This is a genomic window from Nocardia yunnanensis (assembly GCF_003626895.1).
Classification (GTDB): Bacteria; Actinomycetota; Actinomycetes; order Mycobacteriales; family Mycobacteriaceae; genus Nocardia; species Nocardia yunnanensis.
Map to the genome: position 1 here is coordinate 979,446 of NZ_CP032568.1, position 23,657 is coordinate 1,003,102.

General features: G+C 68.2%; 23 protein-coding genes. 13 read left to right on the forward strand and 10 right to left on the reverse strand.

The genetic code is table 11. The features are described from left to right. Positions 1 to 2: 2 nt before the first annotated feature. Entirely contained in the window at positions 3 to 767 is a 765-nt protein-coding gene (locus D7D52_RS04645; protein ID WP_120735205.1) for an enoyl-CoA hydratase family protein, read from the reverse strand. A 50-nt stretch (positions 768 to 817) separates the two neighbouring features. Between D7D52_RS04645 and D7D52_RS04650 the strand changes: the two genes are divergently transcribed. The 5 genes from D7D52_RS04650 (at position 818) to D7D52_RS04670 (ending at position 5,794) form a co-directional block, all read left to right on the forward strand. Next, on the forward strand, positions 818 to 1,594 hold the full coding sequence (locus tag D7D52_RS04650) for an SDR family oxidoreductase (RefSeq protein ID WP_425464609.1): 777 nt from the start codon (positions 818 to 820) through the stop codon (positions 1,592 to 1,594). Positions 1,595 to 1,611: 17 nt separating this feature from the next. Then, a complete protein-coding gene (locus D7D52_RS04655; protein WP_120735206.1) occupies positions 1,612 to 2,523 on the forward strand; it encodes an SDR family oxidoreductase in 912 nt (303 codons plus the stop codon). Between the two features lie 448 nt (positions 2,524 to 2,971). Then, positions 2,972 to 4,240: a hypothetical protein gene (locus D7D52_RS04660; protein ID WP_120735207.1), complete on the forward strand. Its 1,269-nt coding sequence runs from the start codon at positions 2,972 to 2,974 to the stop codon at positions 4,238 to 4,240. A gap of 10 nt (positions 4,241 to 4,250) precedes the next feature. Beyond that, positions 4,251 to 4,763, forward strand: coding sequence for an ImmA/IrrE family metallo-endopeptidase (locus D7D52_RS04665; protein WP_120735208.1), 513 nt, complete (start codon positions 4,251 to 4,253; stop codon positions 4,761 to 4,763). Then, entirely contained in the window at positions 4,760 to 5,794 is a 1,035-nt protein-coding gene (locus D7D52_RS04670; RefSeq protein WP_120735209.1) for a hypothetical protein, read from the forward strand. Before D7D52_RS04665 ends, D7D52_RS04670 begins: the two co-directional genes overlap by 4 nt. Positions 5,795 to 6,357: 563 nt before the next feature. Here the strand turns inward: D7D52_RS04670 and D7D52_RS04675 are convergent. After that, on the reverse strand, positions 6,358 to 6,774 hold the full coding sequence (locus D7D52_RS04675) for a helix-turn-helix domain-containing protein (RefSeq protein ID WP_011207048.1): 417 nt from the start codon (positions 6,772 to 6,774) through the stop codon (positions 6,358 to 6,360). Between the two features lie 358 nt (positions 6,775 to 7,132). Next, a complete protein-coding gene (locus D7D52_RS04680; RefSeq protein WP_120735210.1) occupies positions 7,133 to 8,299 on the reverse strand; it encodes a steroid 3-ketoacyl-CoA thiolase in 1,167 nt (388 codons plus the stop codon). 206 nt (positions 8,300 to 8,505) lie between these two features. Between D7D52_RS04680 and D7D52_RS04685 the strand changes: the two genes are divergently transcribed. After that, on the forward strand, positions 8,506 to 9,705 hold the full coding sequence (locus tag D7D52_RS04685) for a cytochrome P450 (protein ID WP_120743809.1): 1,200 nt from the start codon (positions 8,506 to 8,508) through the stop codon (positions 9,703 to 9,705). Positions 9,706 to 9,860: 155 nt separating this feature from the next. Here D7D52_RS04685 and D7D52_RS04690 read toward each other — a convergent pair whose 3' ends face one another. The 4 genes from D7D52_RS04690 to D7D52_RS04705 are packed head-to-tail and all read right to left on the reverse strand — an operon-like array spanning position 9,861 to position 13,457. Beyond that, entirely contained in the window at positions 9,861 to 10,277 is a 417-nt protein-coding gene (locus tag D7D52_RS04690; RefSeq protein WP_120735211.1) for a nuclear transport factor 2 family protein, read from the reverse strand. Then, a complete protein-coding gene (locus D7D52_RS04695) occupies positions 10,274 to 11,488 on the reverse strand; it encodes a thiolase domain-containing protein (RefSeq protein ID WP_120735212.1) in 1,215 nt (404 codons plus the stop codon). Before D7D52_RS04695 ends, D7D52_RS04690 begins: the two co-directional genes overlap by 4 nt. Positions 11,489 to 11,490: 2 nt before the next feature. Continuing rightward, a complete protein-coding gene (locus tag D7D52_RS04700; RefSeq protein ID WP_120735213.1) occupies positions 11,491 to 12,519 on the reverse strand; it encodes a thiolase domain-containing protein in 1,029 nt (342 codons plus the stop codon). 17 nt (positions 12,520 to 12,536) lie between these two features. Then, a complete protein-coding gene (locus D7D52_RS04705; RefSeq protein ID WP_120743810.1) occupies positions 12,537 to 13,457 on the reverse strand; it encodes a Zn-ribbon domain-containing OB-fold protein in 921 nt (306 codons plus the stop codon). Between the two features lie 135 nt (positions 13,458 to 13,592). On the opposite strand from D7D52_RS04705, the gene D7D52_RS04710 reads away from it, so the two are divergent. From D7D52_RS04710 to D7D52_RS04725, 5 genes are all read left to right on the forward strand, one after another. Beyond that, positions 13,593 to 14,630 carry an LLM class F420-dependent oxidoreductase gene (locus tag D7D52_RS04710; protein ID WP_120735214.1) on the forward strand — a complete coding sequence of 346 codons (1,038 nt, stop codon included), beginning with the start codon at positions 13,593 to 13,595 and terminating at the stop codon, positions 14,628 to 14,630. A 96-nt stretch (positions 14,631 to 14,726) separates the two neighbouring features. Continuing rightward, positions 14,727 to 16,376: an acyl-CoA synthetase gene (locus tag D7D52_RS04715; RefSeq protein WP_120735215.1), complete on the forward strand. Its 1,650-nt coding sequence runs from the start codon at positions 14,727 to 14,729 to the stop codon at positions 16,374 to 16,376. A gap of 158 nt (positions 16,377 to 16,534) precedes the next feature. Next, positions 16,535 to 17,539 carry a sigma-70 family RNA polymerase sigma factor gene (locus tag D7D52_RS04720; RefSeq protein ID WP_120735216.1) on the forward strand — a complete coding sequence of 335 codons (1,005 nt, stop codon included), beginning with the start codon at positions 16,535 to 16,537 and terminating at the stop codon, positions 17,537 to 17,539. Positions 17,540 to 17,564: 25 nt separating this feature from the next. Continuing rightward, complete coding sequence (locus D7D52_RS37545) at positions 17,565 to 17,726, forward strand: hypothetical protein (RefSeq protein ID WP_162958159.1); 162 nt, start codon at positions 17,565 to 17,567, stop codon at positions 17,724 to 17,726. Further along, positions 17,710 to 18,201, forward strand: a complete 492-nt coding sequence (locus D7D52_RS04725) for a helix-turn-helix transcriptional regulator (protein WP_162958160.1) — start codon at positions 17,710 to 17,712, stop codon at positions 18,199 to 18,201. The genes D7D52_RS37545 and D7D52_RS04725 overlap by 17 nt, the downstream gene beginning before the upstream one ends. 43 nt (positions 18,202 to 18,244) lie before the next feature. Here D7D52_RS04725 and D7D52_RS04730 read toward each other — a convergent pair whose 3' ends face one another. Both D7D52_RS04730 and D7D52_RS04735 read right to left on the reverse strand, forming a co-directional pair. Then, positions 18,245 to 19,831, reverse strand: coding sequence for an acyl-CoA synthetase (locus D7D52_RS04730; RefSeq protein ID WP_120735218.1), 1,587 nt, complete (start codon positions 19,829 to 19,831; stop codon positions 18,245 to 18,247). 58 nt (positions 19,832 to 19,889) lie between these two features. Next, entirely contained in the window at positions 19,890 to 20,294 is a 405-nt protein-coding gene (locus D7D52_RS04735; RefSeq protein WP_246023638.1) for a VOC family protein, read from the reverse strand. Between the two features lie 127 nt (positions 20,295 to 20,421). On the opposite strand from D7D52_RS04735, the gene D7D52_RS04740 reads away from it, so the two are divergent. Continuing rightward, positions 20,422 to 21,618, forward strand: a complete 1,197-nt coding sequence (locus tag D7D52_RS04740; protein WP_120735220.1) for a glycosyltransferase — start codon at positions 20,422 to 20,424, stop codon at positions 21,616 to 21,618. 93 nt (positions 21,619 to 21,711) lie between these two features. Then, positions 21,712 to 22,407 (forward strand): maleylpyruvate isomerase family mycothiol-dependent enzyme, encoded by a 696-nt coding sequence (locus tag D7D52_RS04745; protein ID WP_120735221.1) that lies wholly within the window; start codon positions 21,712 to 21,714, stop codon positions 22,405 to 22,407. A 107-nt stretch (positions 22,408 to 22,514) separates the two neighbouring features. Here the strand turns inward: D7D52_RS04745 and D7D52_RS04750 are convergent, their stop codons facing one another. Then, the gene (locus D7D52_RS04750) at positions 22,515 to 23,639 is read right to left on the reverse strand and encodes an acyl-CoA dehydrogenase family protein (protein WP_120735222.1); all 1,125 of its coding nucleotides are present in this window, start codon (positions 23,637 to 23,639) and stop codon (positions 22,515 to 22,517) included. Between the last annotated feature and the right edge of the window lie 18 nt (positions 23,640 to 23,657).

Sequence of the window (23,657 nt, forward strand, 5' to 3'; positions counted from 1 at the left end):
TTCTACTGTGCTTTTTTCTGGGCGGCCAGATCGTCGTCGAAGCGCGCCCGGATCTCATCCGCCACGCCCGCCAGATTGAGCTCCATGGTGAAGCCCTGTTCGAAGCGGTAGGAGCGGTGCACGTCCTGCACGTCGATGCCGTTGAGCGCCTTCTTGGCGGCGCGAATCACACGCCCGTCCTTGTCGGCGATGTTCTTGGCGACTTCCATTGCGGCGGCGTCGAGTTCGGCCCGCGGCACGACCTTGAACACCGACCCGTAATGGTGCAGCTGCTGCGCGGTGAGGGTGCCCGCGGTGTAGAACATGGTCCGCATCAGATGCTGGGGGACCAGGCGCGCCAGATGGGTGGCCGCACCGAGCGCGCCGCGGTCGACCTCGGGGAGGCCGAAGGTCGCGTCGTCGGAGGCCACGATGACATCGGAATTGCCGACCAGGCCGATGCCGCCGCCCAGGCAGAAGCCGTTCACGGCGGTGACGACCGGGACCTCGCAGTCGTAGACGGCGGCGAAGGCCGCGAAGCAGCCGTGGTTGGCGCGAATCAGAGCGGTGTGCCCGACGTCGCGGTTCATCTCCTTGATGTCCACGCCCGCGTTGAAGCCGCGACCCTCCGCGCGCAGCACCACGACCCGCGTCTCGGGATTCTTCCCGGCCTGGGTGATGGCGTCGGCCAGGGCGAACCAGCCGTCCGAGGGCAGCGCGTTGACCGGCGGATAGTCGACAGTGACGACTTCGACGCCCTCGGTTTCGGTGTGACGGTTGATCCCCATCGAATGTCCCATCGTTGGCAAAACAAGCAAGTGCTTGGTAGGTTAGCACGGTGGGAATCGAAGTAAACCTGTCCGGCTCGGTCGTCCTGGTCACCGGCGGTGTGCGCGGCGTCGGCGCCGGCATCAGCCGGGTCTTCCTGGACGCGGGCGCGATCGTGGTGGCCTGTGCGCGCCGGCCCGGCGACACCCCGGTCGAGAGCAATGGACGCGGCATCGACTTCCTGCCGTGCGATGTGCGCGACGCCGATTCGGTGCGCGGGCTCATCGACGCGATCGTCGCGAGGTACGGGCGGCTGGACACGGTGGTGAACAATGCCGGTGGCGCGCCCTTCGCGCTGGCCGCCGACGCCTCCGCCAACTTCCACGCCAAGATCGTGCAGTTGAATCTGCTCGCGCCGCTGCTGGTTTCGCAGGCGGCCAACGAGGTGATGCAGAAGCAGGAGACCGGCGGGTCGATCGTGATGATCTCCAGCGTCTCCGGGCATCGGCCGTCGCCGGGGACCGCGGCCTACGGTGCGGCGAAAGCCGGTGTGGACAGCCTGGTTTCGTCGCTGGCCGTCGAATGGGCGCCGCGAGTGCGGATGAATTCGGTCATCTGCGGCCTGGTCAACACCGAGTCCTCGCATCTGCACTATGGCGACGAGGACGGCATCGCGGCGGTCAGCCGGACGGTGCCCCTGGGACGCATGGCGACCCCCGAAGACATCGGCCGCACCGCCGCGTTCCTCGCCTCGCCGCTGGCCGCCTACGTCACCGGCAGTCAGCTGCTCGTGCACGGCGGCGGCGAGAAGCCCGCCTTCCTCGAAGCATCCACCGCAAACATCTAAAAGCAGAGGTAATCGATATGAGCGACAACAAGATCTGCGACGGCCGCGTCGTCATCGTGACCGGAGCGGGTCGCGGCATCGGTCGCGCGCACGCCCTCGCCTTCGCCGCCGCCGGCGCCAAGGTGGTCGTGAACGACATCGGTGCCGAACTCGACGGCGCGCCCAGCCCCGACTCCCCGGCCGCGCAGGTCGTCGAGGAGATCAAGGCGCTCGGCAGCGAGGCCGTGGTGAACGGCGACGACATCTCCGACTGGGAGGGCGCCCGCCGCCTGATCGCCACCGCCGTCGAAACCTTCGGCCGCCTGGACGTTCTCGTCAACAATGCCGGCATCGTGCGCGACCGCATGCTGGTCAACCTCGGCGAGGACGAGTGGGACGCGGTCATCAAGGTGCATCTCAAGGGCCACTTCGCGCCCATGCGGCACGCCGCCGAGTACTGGCGCAACGAGGCCAAGGCCGGTCGCACCCCCGAGGCCCGCATCATCAACACCAGCTCCGGCGCGGGCCTGCTCGGTTCGGTCGGGCAGGGCAACTACGCCGCCGCCAAATCCGGTATCGCGGGTCTGACCCTCACCGCCGCGGCCGAATTCGCGCGCTACGGCATCACCGTCAACGCCATCGCCCCGGCCGCGCGCACCCGCATGACCGAGACCGTGTTCGCCGACATGATGGCCGCCCCCGAGGACGGCTTCGACGCCATGGCCCCCGAGAACGTCTCCCCGCTGGTGGTCTGGCTCGGTTCCGCCGACTCGGCCGGGGTCACCGGCCGCATGTTCGAGGTCGAGGGCGGCAAGGTCACCGTCGCCGACGGCTGGCGTCACGGCGTCTCCATCGATCGCGGCGCCCGCTGGGAGCCCGCCGAGCTCGGCCCGGTCGTGCGTGACCTGCTGTCGAAGGCCACCACGCCGGAGCCCGTCTACGGCGCGTAGGCCCGTCGCGACCTTCGTATCGCCGGCGTCCCGAAGGGGACGCCGGCGTTCTTTTTTGGCGGGCTATTTTCGGCGAGGGTTGAAAGATTGCTGACTGTTTGGTCCGTTTTTTCGTTGTTGCACAAGCGCGTCGAAGCTCACGATCGCCCCGAGTCGGCGGTGAGGTGATGGATACGGGCTGGTCGGAGCCAATCCCGCTGGGGTGCTTGGTGATATTGAGGACGTAGGGGTTTGGGCAGGCGTACGGTTTGGGGGCACCCCTAATGCGTTCGGGACTTGCGCGTATCGACGTGGTGGCCGGTACGATGACCGCGTTCCGCAAAGGTCCGGCAATCGGGGCGGCAGTGAGCTCGACCCCCGTCTCGATCTGCCTGGTGCGGATCGGGATTCCGTACCCCTGGTGCGGAGCAAGCCAAGTGCGCGGTATCGATGAGGGGATGGCTGTCGCATGATCGTCGATCGTGCAATGCGCCTGGTGGCAGTGATCGCGGCTGTCGCCGGTTCGGCGTTGCTCGGGCCCGCTGCTGCCGACGCGCAGCCCGGCGGCATCCCGCTCGATCCGGGGCCGGGCACTCAGGATCCCGGCCGGCCGCAGCCCCAGCCGCAATCGATCGGCGCGCCGCCGCAGGCCGCCCCCGTCGCCGGGCCCCAAGATCTGCTGTCCATTCTGCTCGGGCTCGGAACGGGTTCGGCCGCCGTCGGTTCCGCCGGGGTCGGCTCGGCGGGCGTCGGCTCCGCGGGGGTCGGCTCGGTGCTCGGCGCCACCGGCTCCGCTGCCCTGGGCACCGGATCGGCCGTAACGGGTTCCGCCGGTGCGGGTTTGGGTTCGGCCGCGGTCGGTGCCGGTTCGGCCGGCGCGGCCACCGGTTCGGCGGTGCTCGGAACGGGTTCCGCCGCCGTCGGTTCCGCCGGCGTGGGCAGCGGCGCCGTGCTCGGCCTGGGTTCGGCGGGTGTCGGCTCCGCCGGGATCGGCACCGGTTCGGCGCTGCTGGGCCTGCTGTTCGGTACCGGTTCGGCCGCAACGGGTTCGGCCGCCGTCGGCTCGGCCGCTGTCGGCTCCGCCGGACTGGCCGCGCTGTGCACCGGTTCGGCCGCCGTCGGCTCGGCCGGAATAGGTTCCGCGGGTGTGGGTTCCGCGCTCGGCGGCTCCACCGGCGTCGGCTCCGCCGCAGCCGGTTCGGCGGTCGGCTCCGCGGGCACCGGGTCCGGTGTGGGTTCCGCGGGCGCGGGTTCGGCGGCCGGATCGGCCGACCTCGGTTCCGCCGCAGTGGGTTCCGCGGCGCTGGGCTCGGCGGGCCTCGACTCCGCCGCCTTCTGCGCCTCCCCGCTGTTGCTGCTGCTGATCCCGCCGCCGGCCCCGCCCGCCGTGCCGCCCGTGCCGCTGGAGATTCCGCAGCCGCCGGCCGTGCCGCCGCTGCCGGCGCTCCCGGCGGTGGTCGCCCCGGCCGCGGCGCCCGCACCCGAGCCGGCCCCCGCGCCGCCGCCCGCGCCCGCGGCGCCGGCGCCCGCTCCCGTACTGGCGCAACCGAATCCGGACGTGAAGCCGACCTCGAACAACACGCCGCTGCCGCCGATCCCGGTGCTGTCGGTGATCGGCGGGCTGATCGCCATGGCGCTGGCCGGGACCGGTTCGGGCGCGGTCAGCTTCCAGAGCGCGTCCGCGGCCCAGGGGCGGATCGATGCCGCCCGGGCGGCCTTCTTCGGACCGAGGGCGTGAGGGGACGGCGATGACGGAGAGTAAGGCGCACAGCATCGGGTCCTACCGCCGGGTGGCCGCGGCGGTGGACGCGGTGTGCGCGGTGGCCGCCGATTTCGACGCCACCGATCTGGATGAGGTGGTGCTGGCCATCTCCGCGGAGCGGCGGCGGCCCATCGAAATCGCCAGCGCGCAACTGGGTCCCGGCGTCTGCGGCCAGCGCCGCAGTTATCCGGACCGCGATGTGATCGTGCTGGCGCAGTCGCTGCCCAGCCGCGAGCACACCCTCGCCCACGAGCTCGGCCACATCGTCTTCGACCATCCGGGCGAGGCGGCGACCGAGGTGGTGCTGGAGGCCGGCGACGATCTCATCGCCTACATGCTCAGTCAGCGCGCGCATCAGAAGGCGATCGACCTGGGTGACGACGAGCAGTGCGAATGGGAGGCCGAAACTTTCGCGAGCATGCTCATGACCCGGTTACGCGTGTTCAACAGCCGAGGCGCCGGCGTCTCGGTCCTTCGATTCGATGAGGCACTGGGATGACCTTCTGGTTGGTGGCCATGCTGGTCTGGATGGCCTCGGGTGCACGTGTTGGGCGCGTGCTGGTGAAGCCGGCGACCACCGCGCGAGTGGCGATCGTCATCGCGGTGGCCGCCGTGGCGCTCGCGGTGACGGTCAATGTGCCGGAAATCGGTCTGGCCGTTGATCATGCGGCGCCCGGTGGCGTGCACGGCATGTGGCTGGGGGATCGGGTGGTGACGGCCGCCTGGATCCTGTTCGCCACCGCCACCTCGGTGGTGGCGGCCGCGGCGTGGCCGGTGGTGTCGCGCAGCAATCTGCGCCAGATCGGCATGATGATCTACGCGGCCGGGGCCATCGCGGTCGTCCTGACGCTGGCCTGGTCGGTCACCTTCGGCTGGTGGGTGGTGCTGCTGGCGTGCGTGTTCATCGTGATCACCGGTGTGCGCAACCTGGATTGGACCACCCTGGGCCGCGGCATCGCGCTCTACACCGCCGGCACCGGCGTGGTCGGCGTGCTGGCGGCCCTGTCGATTCGCCGCGCCATGAACGACGTGCCGATGCCGAAACCCGGTGACGAGGGCTGGTTCTGGCCGATGTGGCAGCTGGCCGCCATGCTCATCGCGATCGGCGCGGTGTGGATCGTGATCGAGCTGTGGTGGCGAGCGCGGGTGCTGCTCAAGCAGATTCGCACCCTGCATCGAGTACTGGTCGCCCGTTTCCCGGAGGTGGTGGCGCACGATCAGACCGGATCGGGCACCCAGCTCAAAGCGTCCGACCAGGTCGCCCAGATCATGGACGCGCTCTACCTGCAATCCGGTGGCGGACTGGAGCTGGCCGCGGCGGGCGCGCCGCCGGCCTCGGTCGCCGAGCGCGCGCAGCGGGTCGCGGACTGGGCGCGTAATCCGTTCGGCGAGGTGATGATAGACGGCCGGTGGATCTCGCCGCCCACGGGCGTGAGCCCGCGCGGCTGGGTGCAGGCCATCGCCCGCGCCTACGACGCGGCCGGGTCGGCGACGCCGTCGGCCATTCAGAGCTCCGGCGGGAAGCGATAGTTCATTTACTCTTCCATTACCTTTTAGCGGAGTTAACCATTACCGTCCAGGATCCTTCGAGAACGCTTCGAAGTTGATCACGCGAAGATCACCGACGCATTTGTGATCTTGTCGCAAATGCGCAAGTCCCGCACCGCGCTGATTGCCAAGGGCGTGGCATTCCGGTGGGCCTGCTCGCCGAGACTTCGTATCCGAGGTTTCGTATCGACGAACCCGCCGTGCGCGGTACGGGACTTACTGGTCCGGTGCATTGGGGCGAAACACTCACAGTGCACAAAACGACATAGTGCACAAAGCAACTCACTCGACCGACCGGGAAGACCCGGGCAGCGTTATGCCAAGTTTGTGCATAATGCACCAGCGCAGGGGTTTACGCCACATGGCCTCAGGCGACTGAGACCGGTGCAACATCCTTCACTCGAACCGAATGGTTCGGCGGGACACCGGCGTTGCCCTGCAAGCAACGCCCGTGCCCGCCCTATGTCCAGTCCGGGACAAGCCCTGTACAAACCAACACAGTGCGGCCTCCGAGTTAGCCGCACTGTGTTGCGCTGTGGCAGGGCCTATTCCGTGCCGTCCGGAGGAATTTCGGGCAGCCCTTCGCTGGCCCGCAACTTCTCCGCCATAGAGGTGAGGAGGTTCTGAGATTCTTCGGACAGGTCGAACGCTCTACTCGACAGTCGACGAAGTCCGTAGCCCTGCAGCTGGGACAGCAGCTCGAGATCATGATCGATCTTGGCCGCGTAGATGTCGTTGAAGAAGTAGTCCGGCTTGACCTTGAAGAACTTTGCCAGTGCTGCCACCGTCTCGTCCGACGGGTTCGTGCGCTGTCCCGACCGCAACTGCGACAGATACGGTTTCGAGATCGGATGGCCGGAGGCCGTCAAGGCAGCCGCCACCTCTGCGTTCGTGTGCGGCTTACGCCCCGGGGGATGCACGGTTTCGAACAGCTTGTTCAGCCGCGCCGCGAAATCAGCCATTGTGAGCCGCCCAATTCCCTTCGCTGTACTAACAGTCGTTATCTCGGATACGTATCATTGATATTAGCGGCTCAGTAACTGAAAACCTACGCCTGATTCGCGATTTCCTTGAAGCTTCTAGGCGGTGATCCGGTTCACCCGCTGTGGCTTGGGCGTTTGCGGGGTCACCCCACCGTTCTTGCCAAGGGCTTAAGAGTCCCGGTTCTGGCCCGTCGCGAGGGTCTTCCCGGACGGGCCTCGGGTAGCCATAAGATAGCTGACGTCTCATCTTCCTGTCTGTACCGAAGTTTGTGTGGCGTACGCCACGTTTCACGACAAGACGGATGAACGTTCAACCTGGCCGAAAATGATTGTGCGACTAGAGCCGTTCGATGATCGTGCCCGTCGCCAGGGCGCCACCGCAGCACATCAGGACCATGGCGACGTTCTTGTCCGAACGCTCCAACTCGTGCAAAGCCGTTGTGATCAAGCGGGATCCGGTGCTGCCCACCGGATGGCCCAGCGCGATCGCGCCGCCGTTGACGTTCACGCGCTCGAGATCGGGCTTGTGCACCGAGGCCCACGACAGCACCACGGACGCGAAAGCCTCGTTGATCTCGAACAAATCGATATCGGAGATGCTCATGCCCGAGCGCTCGAGCAGCCGCTCGCACGCCTGCACCGGTCCGTCCAACTGATATTCGGGCTCGCCGCCCACCAGGCACTGCGCGATGATCCGGGCGCGCGGGCGCAATCCCTCACGCAGCGCGGCCTTTTCGTCCATGAGCAGCACCGCCGCCGCGCCGTCGGAGATCTGCGAGGAGGTGCCGGCGGTGTGAATTCCGCCCTCCATCACCGGCTTCAGCTTCGCCAGCGCCTCGCGCGTGGTGGCGCGCAGACCCTGATCGCGGCTGATGTCGGCGCTCTCGCCGGTGAGGTTGCCCTCCTTGTCGACCTGCGGGGCGCCCTTGATGGTCAGGATCTCGCGATCGAAGCGGCCCTGCTCCCACGCCTGCGCGGCCAGCCGCTGCGAGCGCTCGCCCCACTCGTCGGTGTCGTCGCGGGTGATGCCGCGCCGCTTGGCGATTCGCTCCGCACCCTCGAACTGGTTGGGCATATCGATGTTCCAGGAGGCCGGCCGACGCGGGCCCGCGTGCGTTCCGACGTTGGCGCCCAACGGAACATGGCTCATGGACTCGATGCCGCAGGCCAGGCCGACCTCGATGGCGCCGGTGGCGATGAGCCCGGCCACCAGGCCCGCGGCCTGCTGTGCGGAGCCGCACTGATTGTCGATGGTGACCGCGCCGGTCTGCCAGGGCAGGCCCGCGTGCAGCCAGGCGGTGCGGGTGACGTTGTTGCTCTGCTCGCCGACCTGCATGACGCAGCCGCCGACGACCTGTTCGACCAGCGCCGGGTTCAGTTCCGCGCGTTCGAGCACGCCCTGCTGCGCCGCGCCCAGCAGTTCGGCGGCGTGCAAACCGGCCAGCCAGCCATTGCGCTTGCCGATGGGCGTGCGCGCCGCCTCGACGATGACGGGAGTACCCATGTCTGTCCTTCCGGATTGGAACTGCAACGAGTTCACAACCAGTAACGTATGCCTGTTCTGGGCCAATACCTAGTCCCTTCTCTTGTTTTACCTCCTGTGCTTCAATAGCGGTAGAACGTGTTTCAGTTGGTCAAAGGAGACTGCTGGTGGTGGACACTGCAGCCCGGCCCGGAGTGCCGGATGGATTCGATGTCACCGACCCCGAGATGTGGGCGCGACGGGTGCCGGCCGAGGAGCTCGCGGAACTGCGCCGCACCGCTCCTATCTGGTGGAACCCCAAGTCCCCGGACAAGGGTGGCTTCACCGACGATGGCTTCTGGGTGCTGTCCAAGCACGCGGACGTCAAGACCGTCTCGCGCCGCGACGACGTTTTCTCCACCTACGAGAACACCGCGATCCCGCGGTTCCAGGACGACATCACCCGCGAGCAGATCGATCTGCAGCGCTTCGTCCTGCTGAACAAGGACGCGCCCGAGCACACCAAGCTCCGCAAGATCATCTCCAAGGGTTTCACCCCGCGCGTCATCAACGGCCTGCGCGCCGAGTTGACCGCGCGGGCCGAGAAGATCGTCAAGGCCGCCGCGGAGGCGGGCACCGGCGACTTCGTCGAACAGGTGGCGGCCGAGCTGCCGCTGCAGGCCATCGCGGAACTGATCGGCGTGCCGCAGGACGACCGCAAGAAGTTGTTCCAGTGGTCCAATGACATGACCAGCTACGACGATCCGGAGAGCACCGCCGATCCGGTCGTCGCCTCCACCGAGATCCTCGGCTACTCCTACCAGATGGCGGAGGCGCGCCGCGCCTGCCCGGCCGACGACATCGCCACCCGGCTGGTCGAGGCCGATATGGACGGCGAAGCCTTGCTGCCGGAGGAATTCGGCTTCTTCGTCATGATGCTGGCGGTCGCGGGCAACGAGACCACCCGCAATGCCACCACCCACGGCATGATCGCGTTCCTGGAGCACCCGGCGCAGTGGGAGCTGTTCAAGAGGGAGCGGCCCAAGACCGCCGCCGACGAGATCATTCGCTGGGCCACGCCGGTCAGCTCGTTCCAGCGCACGGCGCTCGAGGACGTGGAAGTCGGTGGCGTGCAGATCAAGAAGGGGCAGCGGGTGGTGCTGTCCTACCGCTCGGCCAACTTCGACGAGGACGTGTTCGAGGACCCGTACACGTTCAATATCCTGCGTGATCCGAACCCGCACCTGTCGTTCGGCGGTACCGGCGCGCACTTCTGCATCGGTGCGAACCTGGCGCGGCTGGAGATCGAGATCATCTTCAACGCCATCGCCGACCACATGCCCGACATCACCAAGCTGGGCGATCCGCGTCGCCTGCAGTCGGGCTGGCTCAATGGAATCAAGGAATTCCAGGTGGATTACACGGGCGGCTGCCCGGTGAAGCACTGAGCCGCAGATGATTTGATCCGCCCCGCACCCCTCTCACTCCTCGGGGCGGAGACAAAAAAGAGCGGGCGACTGGATAAATCCAGTCGCCCGCTTCGGCTTTCGCCGCCGGCGAAAAGCATGTGCCCCGCCTGCGATAGCAGGCGGGGCACGAGAGCTCAGAGAGGTTTCATGGTCGCCATGGCGCGTTCGGTTTCCCAGAAGGCGCGCAGCGCGAGAATCTTGCCGTCGCTGTCCACCTTGTAGGTGAAAACGCCTTCGGCATCGATGATGTGGCCGCCCATGGTGGTGCGAATGCGGCCGGTGAAAGCCACCTCATTACCGCAGGCGAACGAGTCGTCGAAGAGGAATTCGATGGAGTCGGTCTGGGCAATGGCCTTGTCCCAGAACGCCGCAATCGCTTCCGCCCCGCGGTGGCCGACGCCCTCGGGATCGAAGAACGACGGACCCACCGGGTCCTCCACGATCCCGTCGGCGGCGAACAACGCCACCCACGCGCCCTTGTCCTTGGCGCGCACCGCGGCCTGGGAGGCGGCGCCCGCCACCCGCGCCGGATGCTCTGTGTTGGTGGTCACGGCTGCTCACTCCCGACGACCCACATCGAGAAGTACTGCGAGCCACCGCCGTACGCGTGGCCGAACGCCTTGCGCGCGTTCTCGACCTGGTAGTCGCCGGCCCGGCCCATGACCTGCTTGGCGGCCTCGGCGAAGCGGATCATGCCGGACGCGCCGATCGGATTGGAGGAGAGCACGCCGCCGGACGGGTTGACCGGCAGCTTTCCGCCGATCTCGGTCTCGCCCGCGTCGGTGAGCTTCCAGCCCTCACCCTCGGGCATGAAGCCCAGGTTCTCCAGCCACATGGGCTCGAACCAGGAGAACGGCACGTAGATCTCGGCCGCGTCGATCTCCTCGAGCGGGTTGGTGATCCCGGCCTGCTTCCACAGCGCCTTCGCGGCTTCCTGGCCCGCTTTCGGGTTGACCTGGTCACGGCCCGCGTAGGCGAGCGGCTCGGTGCGCATGGCGGTGCCGTGGATCCACGCCACCTTCTTGCCCTGCGCCTCCACCGCCTTGGCCGAGGCCTCGTCGCCGATCACGATGGCGCAGGCGCCGTCCGAGGACGGGCAGGTCTCGTCGAAACGAATGGGGTCCCACAGCATTTGGGACGCCATCACCGATTCCATGGTGATGTCGGCCTGCTGCAGATGCGCGAGCGGATTGCGCGCGCCATTGCGGCGATCCTTCACCGCCACCATCGCGCCCACGTGCAGCGGGGCATTGGCGCGGCGGATGTAGGCGCGCACGTGCGGGGCGAAGTAGCCGCCCGCGCCCGCGCCGACCGGCTTGGTGAACGGCACCGGATTCGACAGCGCCCACATGGCATTGGATTCCGACTGCTTCTCCCACGCCAGCGCCAGCACCTTGCCGTACACACCGGCCTGCACGTGGTTGGCCGCCACACAGCCGGTGGAGCCGCCGACCGAACCGGCCGTGTGCACGCGCAGCAGCGGTTTTCCGGTGGCGCCCAAGGCATCCGCGAGGAACAGCTCCGGCATCATGGAGCCCTCGAAGAAGTCGGGGGCCTTGCCGACCACGACCGCGTCGATATCGGCGAGGGTCAGGCCGGAGTCCGCCAGCGCCCGGTCGATGGCCTCGCGGACCATGCCCGCCATGGAGACATCGGACCGTTTGGTCACGTGATGAGTCTGTCCGGTGCCGAGCACCGCAGCGGGGAGTGGCCCGCCCGTCGCCCCACCGCCGCCCCCAACCGAATCGCTGCGCGATGCCATACTCATTTTGCCTCCAGGGTGGCGACCAGGTTCTGCTGCAACGCGGGACCCGAACTGGCATGAGCCAGTGCGCGATTCGCGTTGCCGTCGAAGATTTCGGTGGCGGCGAAGCCGATGCGCTCGAGGCCGGCCGCGAACATCGGGTTGCCCGCGAGCGGGCCGCCGGACGGATTGATGCGGGTGTTCCCGTTCAGGCCGATGGCCTGCTTCAGGATGAGTTCCTCGTGGCTGAACTGGGTGTGCAGTTCGGCGACGTCGAAGTCGCGGGCGGCGTCGCCGATGGCGGCCTTGGCCGCGCGGGTCGTCGACTCCGAGACCGTCAGATCGCGCGCACCCAGGACGGGGGTGTCGATGTAGTGCGCGATGCCGGTCAGCCAGGCCGGGCGCTCGCACAGCTCACGGGCGCGATCGCCCACGGCCAGCACGATGGCGGCCGCGCCGTCGGTGATGGGCGCGATGTCGTGGGCGCGGAAGGGATCGGCGACCTTGGCCTCGGCCAGCAGCTTGTCGGCGTCACCGCCGTTGGCGCGCGCGGCCACCGCGGCCATGTCGGCCTCGGTCCACAGTCCCGCGTCCAGGCCTGCGCGGGCCTGCAGCCCGGCCATCGACACCGAATCCGGCCACAGCGGCGCGACCAGGTACGGGTCGGTCTGCAGGGTCAGGATCTGGCGCAGGGTACCGGCCGACGCCTTGCCGAAGCCGTACACCAGCGCCGTCTCCGCCTGTCCGGAGCGCAGTTTCACCCACGCCTCGTACAGTGCCCAGGCCGCGTCCATCTCCACGTGCGATTCGTTGATGGGCGGTACCGCGCCGATCGAGTCGATCGCGGAGATGAACGAGAAGGCCCGTCCGGCAAGGTAATCCGAGGAGCCGGAGCACCAGAAGCCGATATCGGAGACGCCGATGCCGAGCTTGGCGTAGAGCTCCCGGAAGCACGGCGCGAGCATCTCCACGCCATTGGTGGTGCCGAAGGTCTCCGGCACGTGCGGTGCGTGCGCGAACCCGACCACCGCGATATCTGTGTTGCTCAAGGTATTTCAGCGCCTCTCTACAGGTGGTGCGCGAAAGAGTCGTAATCGGCGTCCGGTTCGCCGGTCGGCCGGAAGTGGTCGATATTGCCGATGGACAGCCCCCACTCCTCGCGCGGCTTCCACACGGCCTTGACCTTCATGCCCATCCGGACCTCGCTCGCGTCGATGCCGAGCACCAGGTGCAGGAACGGAATGTCGGTGCCGTCCAACAGGATGTAGGCGGCAACATAAGGCGGCTTGATCGTCTGGCCCATGAACGGCACGTTCACGATGCAGAAGGTGGTGACGATGCCGGTGTCGGCGACCTCGACGAAATCGTCGGTCGGCGAGCCGTCGCGCGGGTCGGCGCCGCGGGGCGGGAAGTAGACCTTGCCGTCCATCTGGGCGCGGGCGCCCAGCAGCTTGCCCTCCATCAGCCCCTTCAGGAAGACGGATTCCTGCGGGGCGGCGGTGTGCTTGATGGAGAAGTCGACCGGGGTCACCAGGCCGGTGACCGGTTCCGCGTCCGAGCTATCCGTTGGCGCGGCGGAGGTCTCGCCGGGCTCGAAGGCGGCGATGTCCTGGATGCGGCCGGTGCGCTCGGCGGCCCAGCGCGCCCGCACCCGCAGCCCGGTCGAGATGTCCTGCGGCGAGGCCACATCCACCGCGTGCAGGATCGCGGTGTCCGCGCCGTCCAGTTTGATCAGCGCGTACGCGAAGGGCCGGTCGAAGGGCTGACCCGCGATGGGCTCGGCCACCCAGGACCAGGTCTGCACGGTGCCGACGTCGGCCACCTCGACGAACTCGCTGAGCGGTTCGCTGGTCTTCGGATCGAATTCCGCGGGCGGCACGATCACGCGCCCATCGGAACCCCGCACCCCGACGACCTTGCCGGACCGCAGTTCCGTGAGGAAGCGGCCGATGATCGGACCGGTGGAGCGGGTGTAGTCGAATTGCATCCGCAGCGGCGCGGACAGTACTTCGGTGTTCCCCAGAGTCACGAGATCGAGTAGAACAGGTTCTAGTGACGGTGGCAAGGGCCGGGGCACAGGCCCTGCCGAAGGTCCCGGGATGTTCTAGGAAGGAACACGCGAATGCGTTTTGGTCTGCAACTCGGATACTGGGGCGCGCAGCCGCCCGCCAATCATCGGGAGCTGGTGCTGGCCGCCGAGGAGTCCGGCTTCGACGCCGTCTTCACCGCCGAATCCTGGGGTTCGGACGCCTTCACGCCGCTGGCCTGGTACGGCTCCGACACCAGCCGGGTGCGTCTCGGTACCTCGGTGGTCCAGCTGTCGGCGCGCACCCCGACCGCCACCGCCATGGCCGCGCTGACCCTCGACCACCTCAGCGGCGGGCGGCACATTCTCGGGCTCGGCGTCTCCGGCCCGCAGGTGGTGGAGGGCTGGTACGGCGCGCCGTTCGCCAAACCGCTGGCGCGCACCCGCGAATACGTCTCCATCGTGCGGCAGGTGCTGGCCCGGGAGGCCAAGGTGACCAGCCCCGGCCCGGCCTACCCGCTGCCCTACAACGGCTCGGGCGCAACGGGATTGGGGAAACCGCTCAAGCCGATCACCCATCCGCTGCGCGCCGACCTGCCGATCTGGCTCGGCGCGGAGGGCCCCAAGAACGTGGCGCTGACCGCGGAGATCGCCGACGGCTGGCTGGCCATCTACTACACCCCGCGGCTGGCGGACATGTACAACGAATGGCTCGACGAGGGCTTCGCGCGGCCGGGTGCGCGCCGCACCCGCGCGGACTTCGAGATCGCGGCCACCGCGCAGGTGATCCTGACCGACGACCGCAAGGCGGCGCTGGACGCCATCCGGCCCTACAGCGCGCTGTACATCGGCGGCATGGGCGCGGAGGAACTGAACTTCCACGCGGAGGTCTACCGGCGCATGGGTTACGGCGACGCGGTCGACGAGATCACGCGGCTGTTCCGGTCCGGGCGCAAAGACGAAGCGGCCGCGGCGGTTCCGGACGAGCTGATCCTCGACACCACCATCATCGGCAACGAGGATGAGGTGCGTGAGCAGCTGAAGGTCTGGGAGCAGGCCGGGGTCACCATGATGCTCATCGGCGTCCGCGATGTCGCGCAGTTCGAACGTCTCCGTCCGCTGATCGAATCCTAGAAACCGCTGTAGTGTGTGACAGGGGGCACATTCGGTGGATCGACTGAGTGAGATTTGTGGCTTGTCACACACAAGAACACGTTCTATTTTGATCCTGTGAGCTACAACATTGCGGACCTCGTCGAGCACACCATCGACCTCATGCCGGAACGTGTCGCACTGGTTGACGACTCGCGTTCGGTGACCTACGCCGAGCTGGAGGACCGGGCCAACCGGCTGGCGCACTACCTGCAAGAACAGGGTGTGAAGCCGGGAGACAAGGTCGGTGTGTACTCGCGCAACACCATCGAGGCCGTCGAGTCCATGGTGGCCATCTTCAAGGCGCGCGCCGTCATGATCAACGTGAACTACCGGTACGTCGAGAACGAGTTGCAATACATCTTCGAGAACTCGGATATGGTCGCGCTCATTCACGAACGGCGCTACAGCGACAAGGTCGCCAATGTGGTGCCCAATGTGCCGGCCATCAAGTCGGTCATCACCGTCGAGGACGGCACCGACCTGCCGCTGCCCCCGACCGCCGTCGAATACGAAGCGGCCCTTGCCGGTTCGCGCGGCGAGCGCGACTTCGAGGAGCGCTCCGCCGACGACATCATGATGATCTACACCGGCGGCACCACCGGCATGCCCAAGGGCGTCATGTGGCGGCAGGAGGACTGGTGGCGCGTGCTCGGCGGCGGCATCAACTTCTACACCGGCGTCTTCATCGAGGACGAGTGGGAGCAGTCCAAGGGCGGGGCCAGCGGCAACACCCAGATGGTGCGCTACCCGATCCCGCCGCTGATCCACGGCGGCGCGTTCACCGCGACCCTGCACAGCCTCTTCGACGGCGGCAAGGCCGTTATGCTGCCGGAGTTCAGCGGGCACGGGGTGTGGCAGGCCATCGAGCGCCACGGCGTGAACATGATCTTCATTACCGGCGACGCCATGGCCCGTCCCATGCTGGACGCGGTGGCCGCGGGCAATCCGGAAACCGGTGCGCCGTACGACCATTCGAGCCTGTGGGTGCTGGCCTCCAGCGCGGCGCTGTTCTCCCCGTCGCTCAAGGACGAGTTCATCGAGCGCTTCCCGAACGCGCTCATCACCGACTCCATCGGCTCCTCCGAGACCGGCTTCGGCGGTCTGGCGGTGGCGGCCAAGGGCGCGACCCACACCGGCGGCCCGCGGGTGAAGATCGACGGCTCCACCAAGGTGATCGACGAGCAGGGCAACGAGGTCGCCCCCGGCTCCGGTCAGGTCGGCATGCTCGCCCGCACCGGCAATATCCCGCTGGGCTACTACAACGACCCGGTCAAGACCGCCGAAACCTTCAAGGTGTTCAACGGTGTTCGCTACTCCATTCCCGGCGATTTCGCCCGGGTCGAGGAGGACGGCACCGTGACCATGCTGGGTCGCGGTTCGGTGTCGATCAACTCCGGCGGCGAGAAGATCTACCCCGAAGAGGTCGAGGGTGCGCTCAAGGCGCATCCGGAGATCTTCGACGCGCTGGTGGTCGGTGTGCCGGACGAGCGGTGGGGTCAGCGCGTGGTGGCGGTCGTGCAGTGTCGTGGCGAATCTCGTCCGACGCTCGAGGAACTGCGGCCGACGTTGGTCAAGGAGATCTCCTCCTACAAGATGCCGCGCAGCCTCTGGTACGCGGACGAGATCAAGCGCTCGCCCGCCGGTAAGCCGGATTACAAGTGGGCCAAGGCGCAGACCGAGGCGCGCGAGGCCGACGACCACGCCCAGGCTTCCAGCGCGAAGTAGGTTCGCGCCGAGGGAATTACAGCGATGTGATGCCCAGCCTGCGGGAACGCCGATCCAACCCCATATGCCGTGCCCGTCTGCCTGCGCAGGCGGGCACGAGCAGTTTCACGGCCCCGGAGCACTGTTTCTTGTCGGTGGGCTGTGCCAGGCTGTCTGGCATGAGCGAGAAGGCCGCCAGATCCGCCGCCACCATGTCGGATGATGTATTGCGCTCTTTCGAAGGGCATAGGCGGGAACTGTGCGCCTATGCGTATCGAATGCTCGGGTCCTCCTTCGAAGCCGAGGACGCCGTGCAGGAGACTTTCACCCGCGCGTGGAAGTCCTACGACTCGTTCGAGGGCCGGTCCAGTCTGCGATCGTGGCTGTACAAGATCGCGACCAATGTCTGCCTGGACATGCTCGACGGTCCGCAGCGGCGGGCCCGGCCGATGGATCTCAACGGTCCCTCCACCCCGGACTCCACCCTGCCCGCCCCCGAGCCGGATTACGTGTGGGTGGAACCGATTCCGAACGCGCTCGCCTTCGGCGCGGACCCGGCGGAGGCCGCCAGCACCAAGGACACGCTGCGGCTGGCCTTCGTGGCCGCGGTGCAGCATCTACCCGCCAGCCAGCGCGCCATCCTGATCATGCGGGAGGTGCTGCGGTTCTCGGCGGGGGAGACCGCCGACATGCTCAATGTCTCGCCGGCCTCGGTGAACAGCGCCTTGCAGCGCGCCCGCGCCACCATGTCGAAGGTGCAGGAGAAGTCCACCGTCTCCGACGTCTTCGACGAGCGCAACGAGGAGCAGCGCAAACTCGTCGACGGTTTCGTCAAGGCCTTCGAGGCCTACGACATGGACGCGCTCACCGAACTGCTGAAAGCCGATGTGGCACTGTCCATGCCGCCGTTCTCGCTGTGGGTCTCCGGCCCCGAGAACGTGGCCGCCTTCATGCTCGGCACCGGCAAGGCCTGCCGCGACTCGCGGCTGGTGCCGCTGGCGGGCGCCAACGGCCTGCCCGCCTTCGGCCACTACAAGCCCAGCGACGACCCCGACGTCTGGCTGCCGTGGTCGATCACCACCCTGGAATTGAACGGCGACCGAATCTCCGGCCTCACCTTCTTCCTCGACACCGAAAAACTCTTCCCCCTGTTCGGCCTGCCCATGGAGCTACGCCCGAATTAGGCTGGGGCCGTGGGGGAGGGGTGCGATGACGGTCGAACTGCACGCGGACGAGAAATGGGTGGGCGGCCTGCGCGGCATGCTCGCCGACGTGCGCCACGAGGCCGTCATGGTCATCGGCCGCCCGGTCCGGCCGCGGACCGAATCGTTCCGACGACCTGGTTTTCGGTCGCTTGCACGAGTCCGGTAAACAGGTGCGCCTGCTGCTGTCCTCCGCATACGTGGCCACCCACGGCCGGCAATCGGTGCTGCGGCAGTTCTCGGTCGCCTCGCGCATCCGAGTCACCGACGCGGAGATCTGCAATGTGCTGATCGTGGACCGGCAGCGCGCGGCGCTGTGGTCGCAGGTGCCAGGATCCGGGCCCCGCGGCTACCTGGTGGCGGAACCTGCGCTGCTGAGCGTGGTCCACCAATTCGCGGTCCGCACCTGGCATTCCGCACGGCAGCTGCGCGACCACCTGGAATTGGGCGACGCCGGCCTCGACGAGGTCGCGCGGGCGGTGCTCGGGCAGCTTTCCGCCGGGGCCAAGGACGAAACCGCGGCGCGGTCGCTGGGTGTCTCCCCGCGCACCTACCGCCGCTACGTCGCCCAGCTCATGGACCGCTTCGACGTCAGCACCCGATTCCAGCTGGGCGCGCGGGTACGGGAACTCGGGTTGCTCTGAGCTTCACCTGCGCTGGGCGTCGCGGACGCCTCCGCCGCGCGACTCAGCGCGGCACCCGCATGTCCGCGCCGTGCTCGGCCGCGTAGCGCTTGGCGGCGGGATAGTTGGCCTTGCCGCTGGGCTGCCGCATGACCGTGTCGACCAGCCAATAGCCGCGTGGCGCTTTGTATCCCGCGACCTTTGTGCGGACGTGGGCGTCCAATTCGGTCAGGGTGAGCGTGGCGCCGGGGCGGGGTTGCACCACGGCCGCCACGGATTGACCGAAGCGCTCGTTCGGGATGCCGATCACCAAGGCGTCGAAGACTTCCGGATGGGATTTCAACGCCGTCTCGACCTCCTCCGGGAACACCTTCTCGCCGCCGGTATTGATGGATTCCGAACTGCGGCCGAGCAGGGTGACCGTGCCGTCGGCCTCGTAGCGGGCGTAATCACCCGGGGCCACATAGCGGTTGCCGTCCACGTCGAAGAAGATGGTCTTGGATTTCTCCGGATCCTTGTAATAGCCGAGCGGCACATGCCCGGTGCGCGCCATCCGGCCGACGGCTCCCGGTTGGGGCGGCACCAGATTGCCGTCGTCGTCGAGCAGGGCGGTCTGCGCGCCGAAGCGCACCCGCGGGCCTTGGGTGTGGTCGGAATCCTTGGTGACCACCGCCAATCCGGTGCCACCGCTTTCCGACGAGCCGATCACGTCGGTGAGGAACACTCCGGGGAAGTGCTCGACGTACTGCTGTTTGAGCGAGTGCGAGAACAGCGCGGCGTGGCTGCTGAGCGCCCACAGCGACGAAACGTCGTACCGCCCCGCGAGATACGCGTCGAGCAGCGGTTTGGCCATGGCGTCGCCGACCACGGTGAGCACATTGACCCGGTGGCGTCCCACCACCCGCCACACCTCGTCCGCGTCGAAGCGCGGCACGAAAACCACCGTGCCGCCGGAGTTCAGGGCGATGAACGCGGCCCACTGGGCGGCGCCGTGAATGAGCGGGGACAGCGGGGCCATCACGATGCCGGTCGGCGCGGCGGCGGCGTTGCGCGCCAATTCCCATTCGTCGCCGACGTATTCGCCGGTGACATGGTTGATACCGCCGCCGAGTGCGCGCCACACATCCTCGTGCCGCCACATGACGCCCTTGGGCATGCCGGTGGTGCCGCCGGTGTAGAGGATGTACAGGTCGTCGCCGCTGCGCGGGCCGAAGTCGCGGGCGGGGGAGTGGGCGGCGAGGGCCGCGTCGTAGTCGGCGCCGATGGCGAGCACTTCGGTCAGGCCCGGGGCGGCGGCGCGGACCTCGGCCACGACGGCGGCGTATTCCGGTTCGTGGACAAGCGCTTTCAGGTCGGCGTTCTCGACGATGTAGCGCACCTCGTCGGCCACGTAGCGGTAATTCACGCACACCGAGACCGCGCGCAGTTTGTAGGTCGCCAGCATCGTCTCGAGGGCCTCGACGCCATTGCGGGAGTAGACGCCGACGTGATCGCCGACGCCGATGCCGCGGGCGGCCAGGTGGTGGGCGAGGCGGTTGGCCCGCTCGTCCAGTTCGCGATAGGTGAGGGTGCGGTGCTCGCAGATCAGCGCGATCCGGTCCGGGACGGTGTCGGCCGCGTGCTCGAAAAGGTCTGCCACGTGGAAAGCCATAAGTTCACCCTCACGATCGTGGGGGTGAAGCGGGGGTTCATCGGATGGCAGGAAGTTGTCAGGCGCGGGGGTAGGCCATGTAGAACGACTCCCACTGGTGGCCGTCGAGGTCGAGGAAGGTGCGGCCGTACATGCCCGCTCGCGCCTCCTGGACGCGGCGTTCGGCGTCGACCTCCTCGGTGCCGCCGGCGCGCAGCGCCGCTTCGGTGAGGTCGTCCACCTCCTCCGGACCGGCCAGGGCGAGGGCGTAGATCCCGCTGACCGTGGCACGGGTGTCGGAGACGGGACGGCTGCCGAAGGTGGTGAAGAACTCGTGGGTCAGCAGCATGACGCAGATATTGTCGTCCACCACGATGCAGGCGGCATTGGCGTCGGTGAAGTCCTGATTCACCTTCCAGCCCAGGGCCTCGTAGAAACGCATCGACCGGTCCAGGTCCGCCACCGGCAAATTGATGAAGACCATCTTGCTCGGCATGGTGGTTCGCCCCTCTTCTTTACGGTCGGATCGCGCGTACATCGATGTACCCGTGAGGACGAAGCGGATGCGGAAAAGTCATCGGTCGTGCGAGAGTGGCTGGTGGAGGTGCCTGATGAACTACAGCTACCTGGTCGCTCTCACCGGAAGCGGCGGTACCGTGCCGCCGGAGCTGGGTGTGGTGCGGCGACTGGTGCGGCGTGGACATCGGGTGACCGTCCTGGCCGAGGAGTCCCTGGCCGGGGCGGTGGCGGCGACGGGTGCGCGGCTGCGCCCGCGCGCGGGTGTCGGTTACGCCCGCGACACCGCCGACGAAATCGACGCCGAGCGACCGGATCTGGTGCTGGCCTCCTTCTTCGCCTTCGGAGCCATGGTCGCCGCGCAAGCCTGCGAGGTGCCGTTCTCGGTGCTCGTGCCGGGCATCTACCCGCTGCCGGTGGAGGGCGGCCCGCCGCCGGGCACCGGCTTCGCCCGCGCCCGTGGACCGGTGGGCCGGCTGCGCGACCGGGTGGTCGGCTCGCTGGTGCAGCGGCGCTGGGACGAGGAACTGCTACCCCGGCTGAACGCCCTGCGCGCGGACTTCGGGCTGGAACGGCTGGCTCACTATCAGGATCAGGCGCAGCTGGCCCGCCGCCAGCTGGTGTTGTCCAGTGCCGCTTTCGATTTCGCGGGACAGGGTCCGGACGGGGTGCGCTGGGTCGGCCCCATCCTGGACGAGCCGGACTGGGTGGCCGACACCGCCTGGACCCAGACCGACGGCGGTGACCCCTTGGTGCTGGTGGCGTTGTCCACCACCTTCCAGCGCCAAACCGATTGCCTGCAAAGGATTGCCGAGGCGCTGGCGCTGCTCCCGGTGCGCGGTGTGATCACCACGGGACCGGCCGTCGACCCGGCCGAGATCCACGCCCCGCCGAATGTGACCGTCCTGCGCGGCGCCTCGCACCGCACGATCATGCGGCACGCCAGCCTGGTCGTCACGCACGGCGGGCACGGCACCCTCATGCAGGCGTTCGCGGCGGATCTCCCGGTGCTGGTCCTCCCGCACGGCCGCGACCACGCCGACAACGCCGCACGGGTGCGTGCCCACCACGCCGGAATCACCGTGCCGCGCACCGCGCCTCCGGCCCGTATCGCTCGCGGCGTGCGCCATCTGCTGCGCACTCCGGCCTACTATCGCGCGGCCGCCGACCTGGGCCGCGCCATCCGCCGCGACGCCCGCGGCGAGGCACTGCTGCACGAGCTGGAACCGTCGGCCGACAATCCGGACCCGGTGGCGGAACGGCTGTTCTCGGTGCGCGAACTCGAATCCTGAGCGGCGACCGGCACCGAATATTTGGCCGAATTTCGCGTGTCGCGGGCCGGATCTGGCTGGCACCGGAGGTCTGGGCTGTTTAGCGTGAGCGGCATGGATTTCATGGCCGTTTTGCGCGAGAAGCTGACCGAGTTCGGCGCGCTGATCACGCCCGAGGCCGATCTGGCCGCACCGGTGCCCAGCTGCGGCGACTGGACCTTCTACGACCTCGCCGACCATGTCGGACAGGGGAATCTGTGGGTGGTGACCGCCGTCGCCGAGGGGCGCGGCGACTACCACGGCGATCCGGCGCCCGCGAACGCGGTCGAGCTGCGGGCCTGGTTCGACCAGAGCGCGAAGGCCATCGTCGAATCCCTGTCGGTCGATCCCGCCACCCCGGCCTGGACCTTCACCAGCCTGATGCCGCGCACGGTCGGATTCTGGCAGCGCCGCCGCGCCCAGGAAACCCTGATGCACCTGTGGGACGGCCAGGACGCGCTCGGGACGGCCGAGGCGATCGAACCGCACCTGGCCGCCGACGGGATCACCGAGGTGTTCGAGATGTTCGCGCACCGCATGATTCAGCGCGGACTGGCCAAGGAACCGCGGTCCGCGGTCCGCGTGCACACCACCGACACCGGCGACAACTGGACCTACGGCCCGGGCGCCCCGGTCGCCGAAATCTCCGGCACCGCATCGGATCTGCTGCTGGCGCTGTGGGGCCGCAAGAGCCTCGAGGACGCGGCGCTGAGCTGGCAGGGTAACTGGGCCGAGGGCGCGGGCGTGCTGGCCGGACCGCTGGTGCCGTAAACCGCTCGTGGACAAGGAAATTCGCGGACAAGGAAAAACGGCGAGACGGTGGCGGTATGGGACCACCGTCTCGCCGTCGGCCGCGATGCAGGGTCGGCCGAGTCTCGTTACTCCGGATCGCTCAACAGCGCGCCCAGCGCGCGCAGGTGATCGGTCGCGCCGCCGAGCGCGAACTCGTTGTGCTTGGCGGCGGTGAAGTACTGGTTGACGATGTGGTCGCGGTCGATGCCGACGCCGCCGTGCACGTGCACCACGGTGTGGGCGACCCGGTGGCCCGCGTCGGCGGCCCAGAACTTGGCGGTGTGCACCTCGGCCGCGGCCGGCAGTCCTTCGGACAAGCGCCACGCCGCCTGCTGCACGGCCAGCCGCACACCCTGGACGTCGATGTAGGCGTCGGCGAGCCGCTGCGCCACGGCCTGGAAGCTGCCGATCTTGCGGTTGAACTGCTCGCGCTCGCGGGCGTAGTCGGCGACCAGTTCCAGGCCCTTCTCCACCACGCCGAGCTGAGTGGCGGCCAGGCCCAGCCAGGCGCGCTCGAGCAGCCAGGTCAAGAGTTCGCCGCCCTGGTCGAGGGTGCCGACCAATTCCGCCGGGGTGCCGGAGAATTCGACCTCGGCCTCCGGGGAGCGGTCGGTGACGATCTGGTCCTCGACGCGCACCGACGGGTGCGCGGGGTCGACCAGGAAGGCGGCGGGGGAGCCGTCGACGCTGGCGGACACCAGGATTCGCGCGGCCTGCCGGGCGAAGGGCACCGTGGTCTTGAGGCCGGTCAGCAGCCAGCCGTTACCGGCGATGGCGGTGGTGACCGGCTTGTCCAGCTCCCAGTTGCGCTCCTCGCTCAGCGCGACGGTGAGGATGGCCTCGCCGGTCGCAGCCTGGGCGGCCAGCTCGCGCTGCGGCGCGGAACCGTACCGCGCGAGCGCGCCCGCGCCCAGCACGATCGACCACAGGTACGGCACCGGCGCGACGGACTTGCCGATCTCGCGCAGGATGGCGGCCTGCTCCAGCACACCGAAGTCGCTGCCGCCCACCGCTTCCGGCAGCGCCGCGGCGAGCACGCCGGTCTCGGCGAGCGAGGCCCACAGCTGCTGATCGAAGCGGGCGGTCGGAGCGCCGTCGGCGGCGACGTTCTTGTCGAGTTCACGCAGCCGGTCGGCGGTGACCAGCTTCCCGGTCACCTCGGCGGTGAGCCGGGCCAGATCCTGCTGCGCTTCGGTAAGGGTGAAATCCATGATGAGAACCCAGCTTTC

Excerpts from the sequence above, each read along its gene's own strand:
- D7D52_RS04675 (WP_011207048.1), bottom strand. The coding sequence starts at position 6,774 with ATGGCTGATTTCGCGGCGCGGCTGAACAAGCTGTTCGAAACCGTGCAT.
- D7D52_RS04735 (WP_246023638.1), bottom strand. The coding sequence starts at position 20,294 with ATGGTCTTCATCAATTTGCCGGTGGCGGACCTGGACCGGTCGATGCGT.
- D7D52_RS04745 (WP_120735221.1), top strand. The coding sequence starts at position 21,712 with ATGGATTTCATGGCCGTTTTGCGCGAGAAGCTGACCGAGTTCGGCGCG.
- D7D52_RS04645 (WP_120735205.1), bottom strand. The coding sequence starts at position 767 with ATGGGGATCAACCGTCACACCGAAACCGAGGGCGTCGAAGTCGTCACT.
- D7D52_RS04720 (WP_120735216.1), top strand. The coding sequence starts at position 16,535 with ATGAGCGAGAAGGCCGCCAGATCCGCCGCCACCATGTCGGATGATGTA.
- D7D52_RS04705 (WP_120743810.1), bottom strand. The coding sequence starts at position 13,457 with ATGCAATTCGACTACACCCGCTCCACCGGTCCGATCATCGGCCGCTTC.
- D7D52_RS04695 (WP_120735212.1), bottom strand. The coding sequence starts at position 11,488 with ATGGCATCGCGCAGCGATTCGGTTGGGGGCGGCGGTGGGGCGACGGGC.
- D7D52_RS37545 (WP_162958159.1), top strand. The coding sequence starts at position 17,565 with ATGACGGTCGAACTGCACGCGGACGAGAAATGGGTGGGCGGCCTGCGC.
- D7D52_RS04665 (WP_120735208.1), top strand. The coding sequence starts at position 4,251 with ATGACGGAGAGTAAGGCGCACAGCATCGGGTCCTACCGCCGGGTGGCC.
- D7D52_RS04750 (WP_120735222.1), bottom strand. The coding sequence starts at position 23,639 with ATGGATTTCACCCTTACCGAAGCGCAGCAGGATCTGGCCCGGCTCACC.
- D7D52_RS04730 (WP_120735218.1), bottom strand. The coding sequence starts at position 19,831 with ATGGCTTTCCACGTGGCAGACCTTTTCGAGCACGCGGCCGACACCGTC.
- D7D52_RS04740 (WP_120735220.1), top strand. The coding sequence starts at position 20,422 with ATGAACTACAGCTACCTGGTCGCTCTCACCGGAAGCGGCGGTACCGTG.
- D7D52_RS04660 (WP_120735207.1), top strand. The coding sequence starts at position 2,972 with ATGATCGTCGATCGTGCAATGCGCCTGGTGGCAGTGATCGCGGCTGTC.
- D7D52_RS04685 (WP_120743809.1), top strand. The coding sequence starts at position 8,506 with ATGTGGGCGCGACGGGTGCCGGCCGAGGAGCTCGCGGAACTGCGCCGC.
- D7D52_RS04710 (WP_120735214.1), top strand. The coding sequence starts at position 13,593 with ATGCGTTTTGGTCTGCAACTCGGATACTGGGGCGCGCAGCCGCCCGCC.
- D7D52_RS04680 (WP_120735210.1), bottom strand. The coding sequence starts at position 8,299 with ATGGGTACTCCCGTCATCGTCGAGGCGGCGCGCACGCCCATCGGCAAG.
- D7D52_RS04655 (WP_120735206.1), top strand. The coding sequence starts at position 1,612 with ATGAGCGACAACAAGATCTGCGACGGCCGCGTCGTCATCGTGACCGGA.
- D7D52_RS04670 (WP_120735209.1), top strand. The coding sequence starts at position 4,760 with ATGACCTTCTGGTTGGTGGCCATGCTGGTCTGGATGGCCTCGGGTGCA.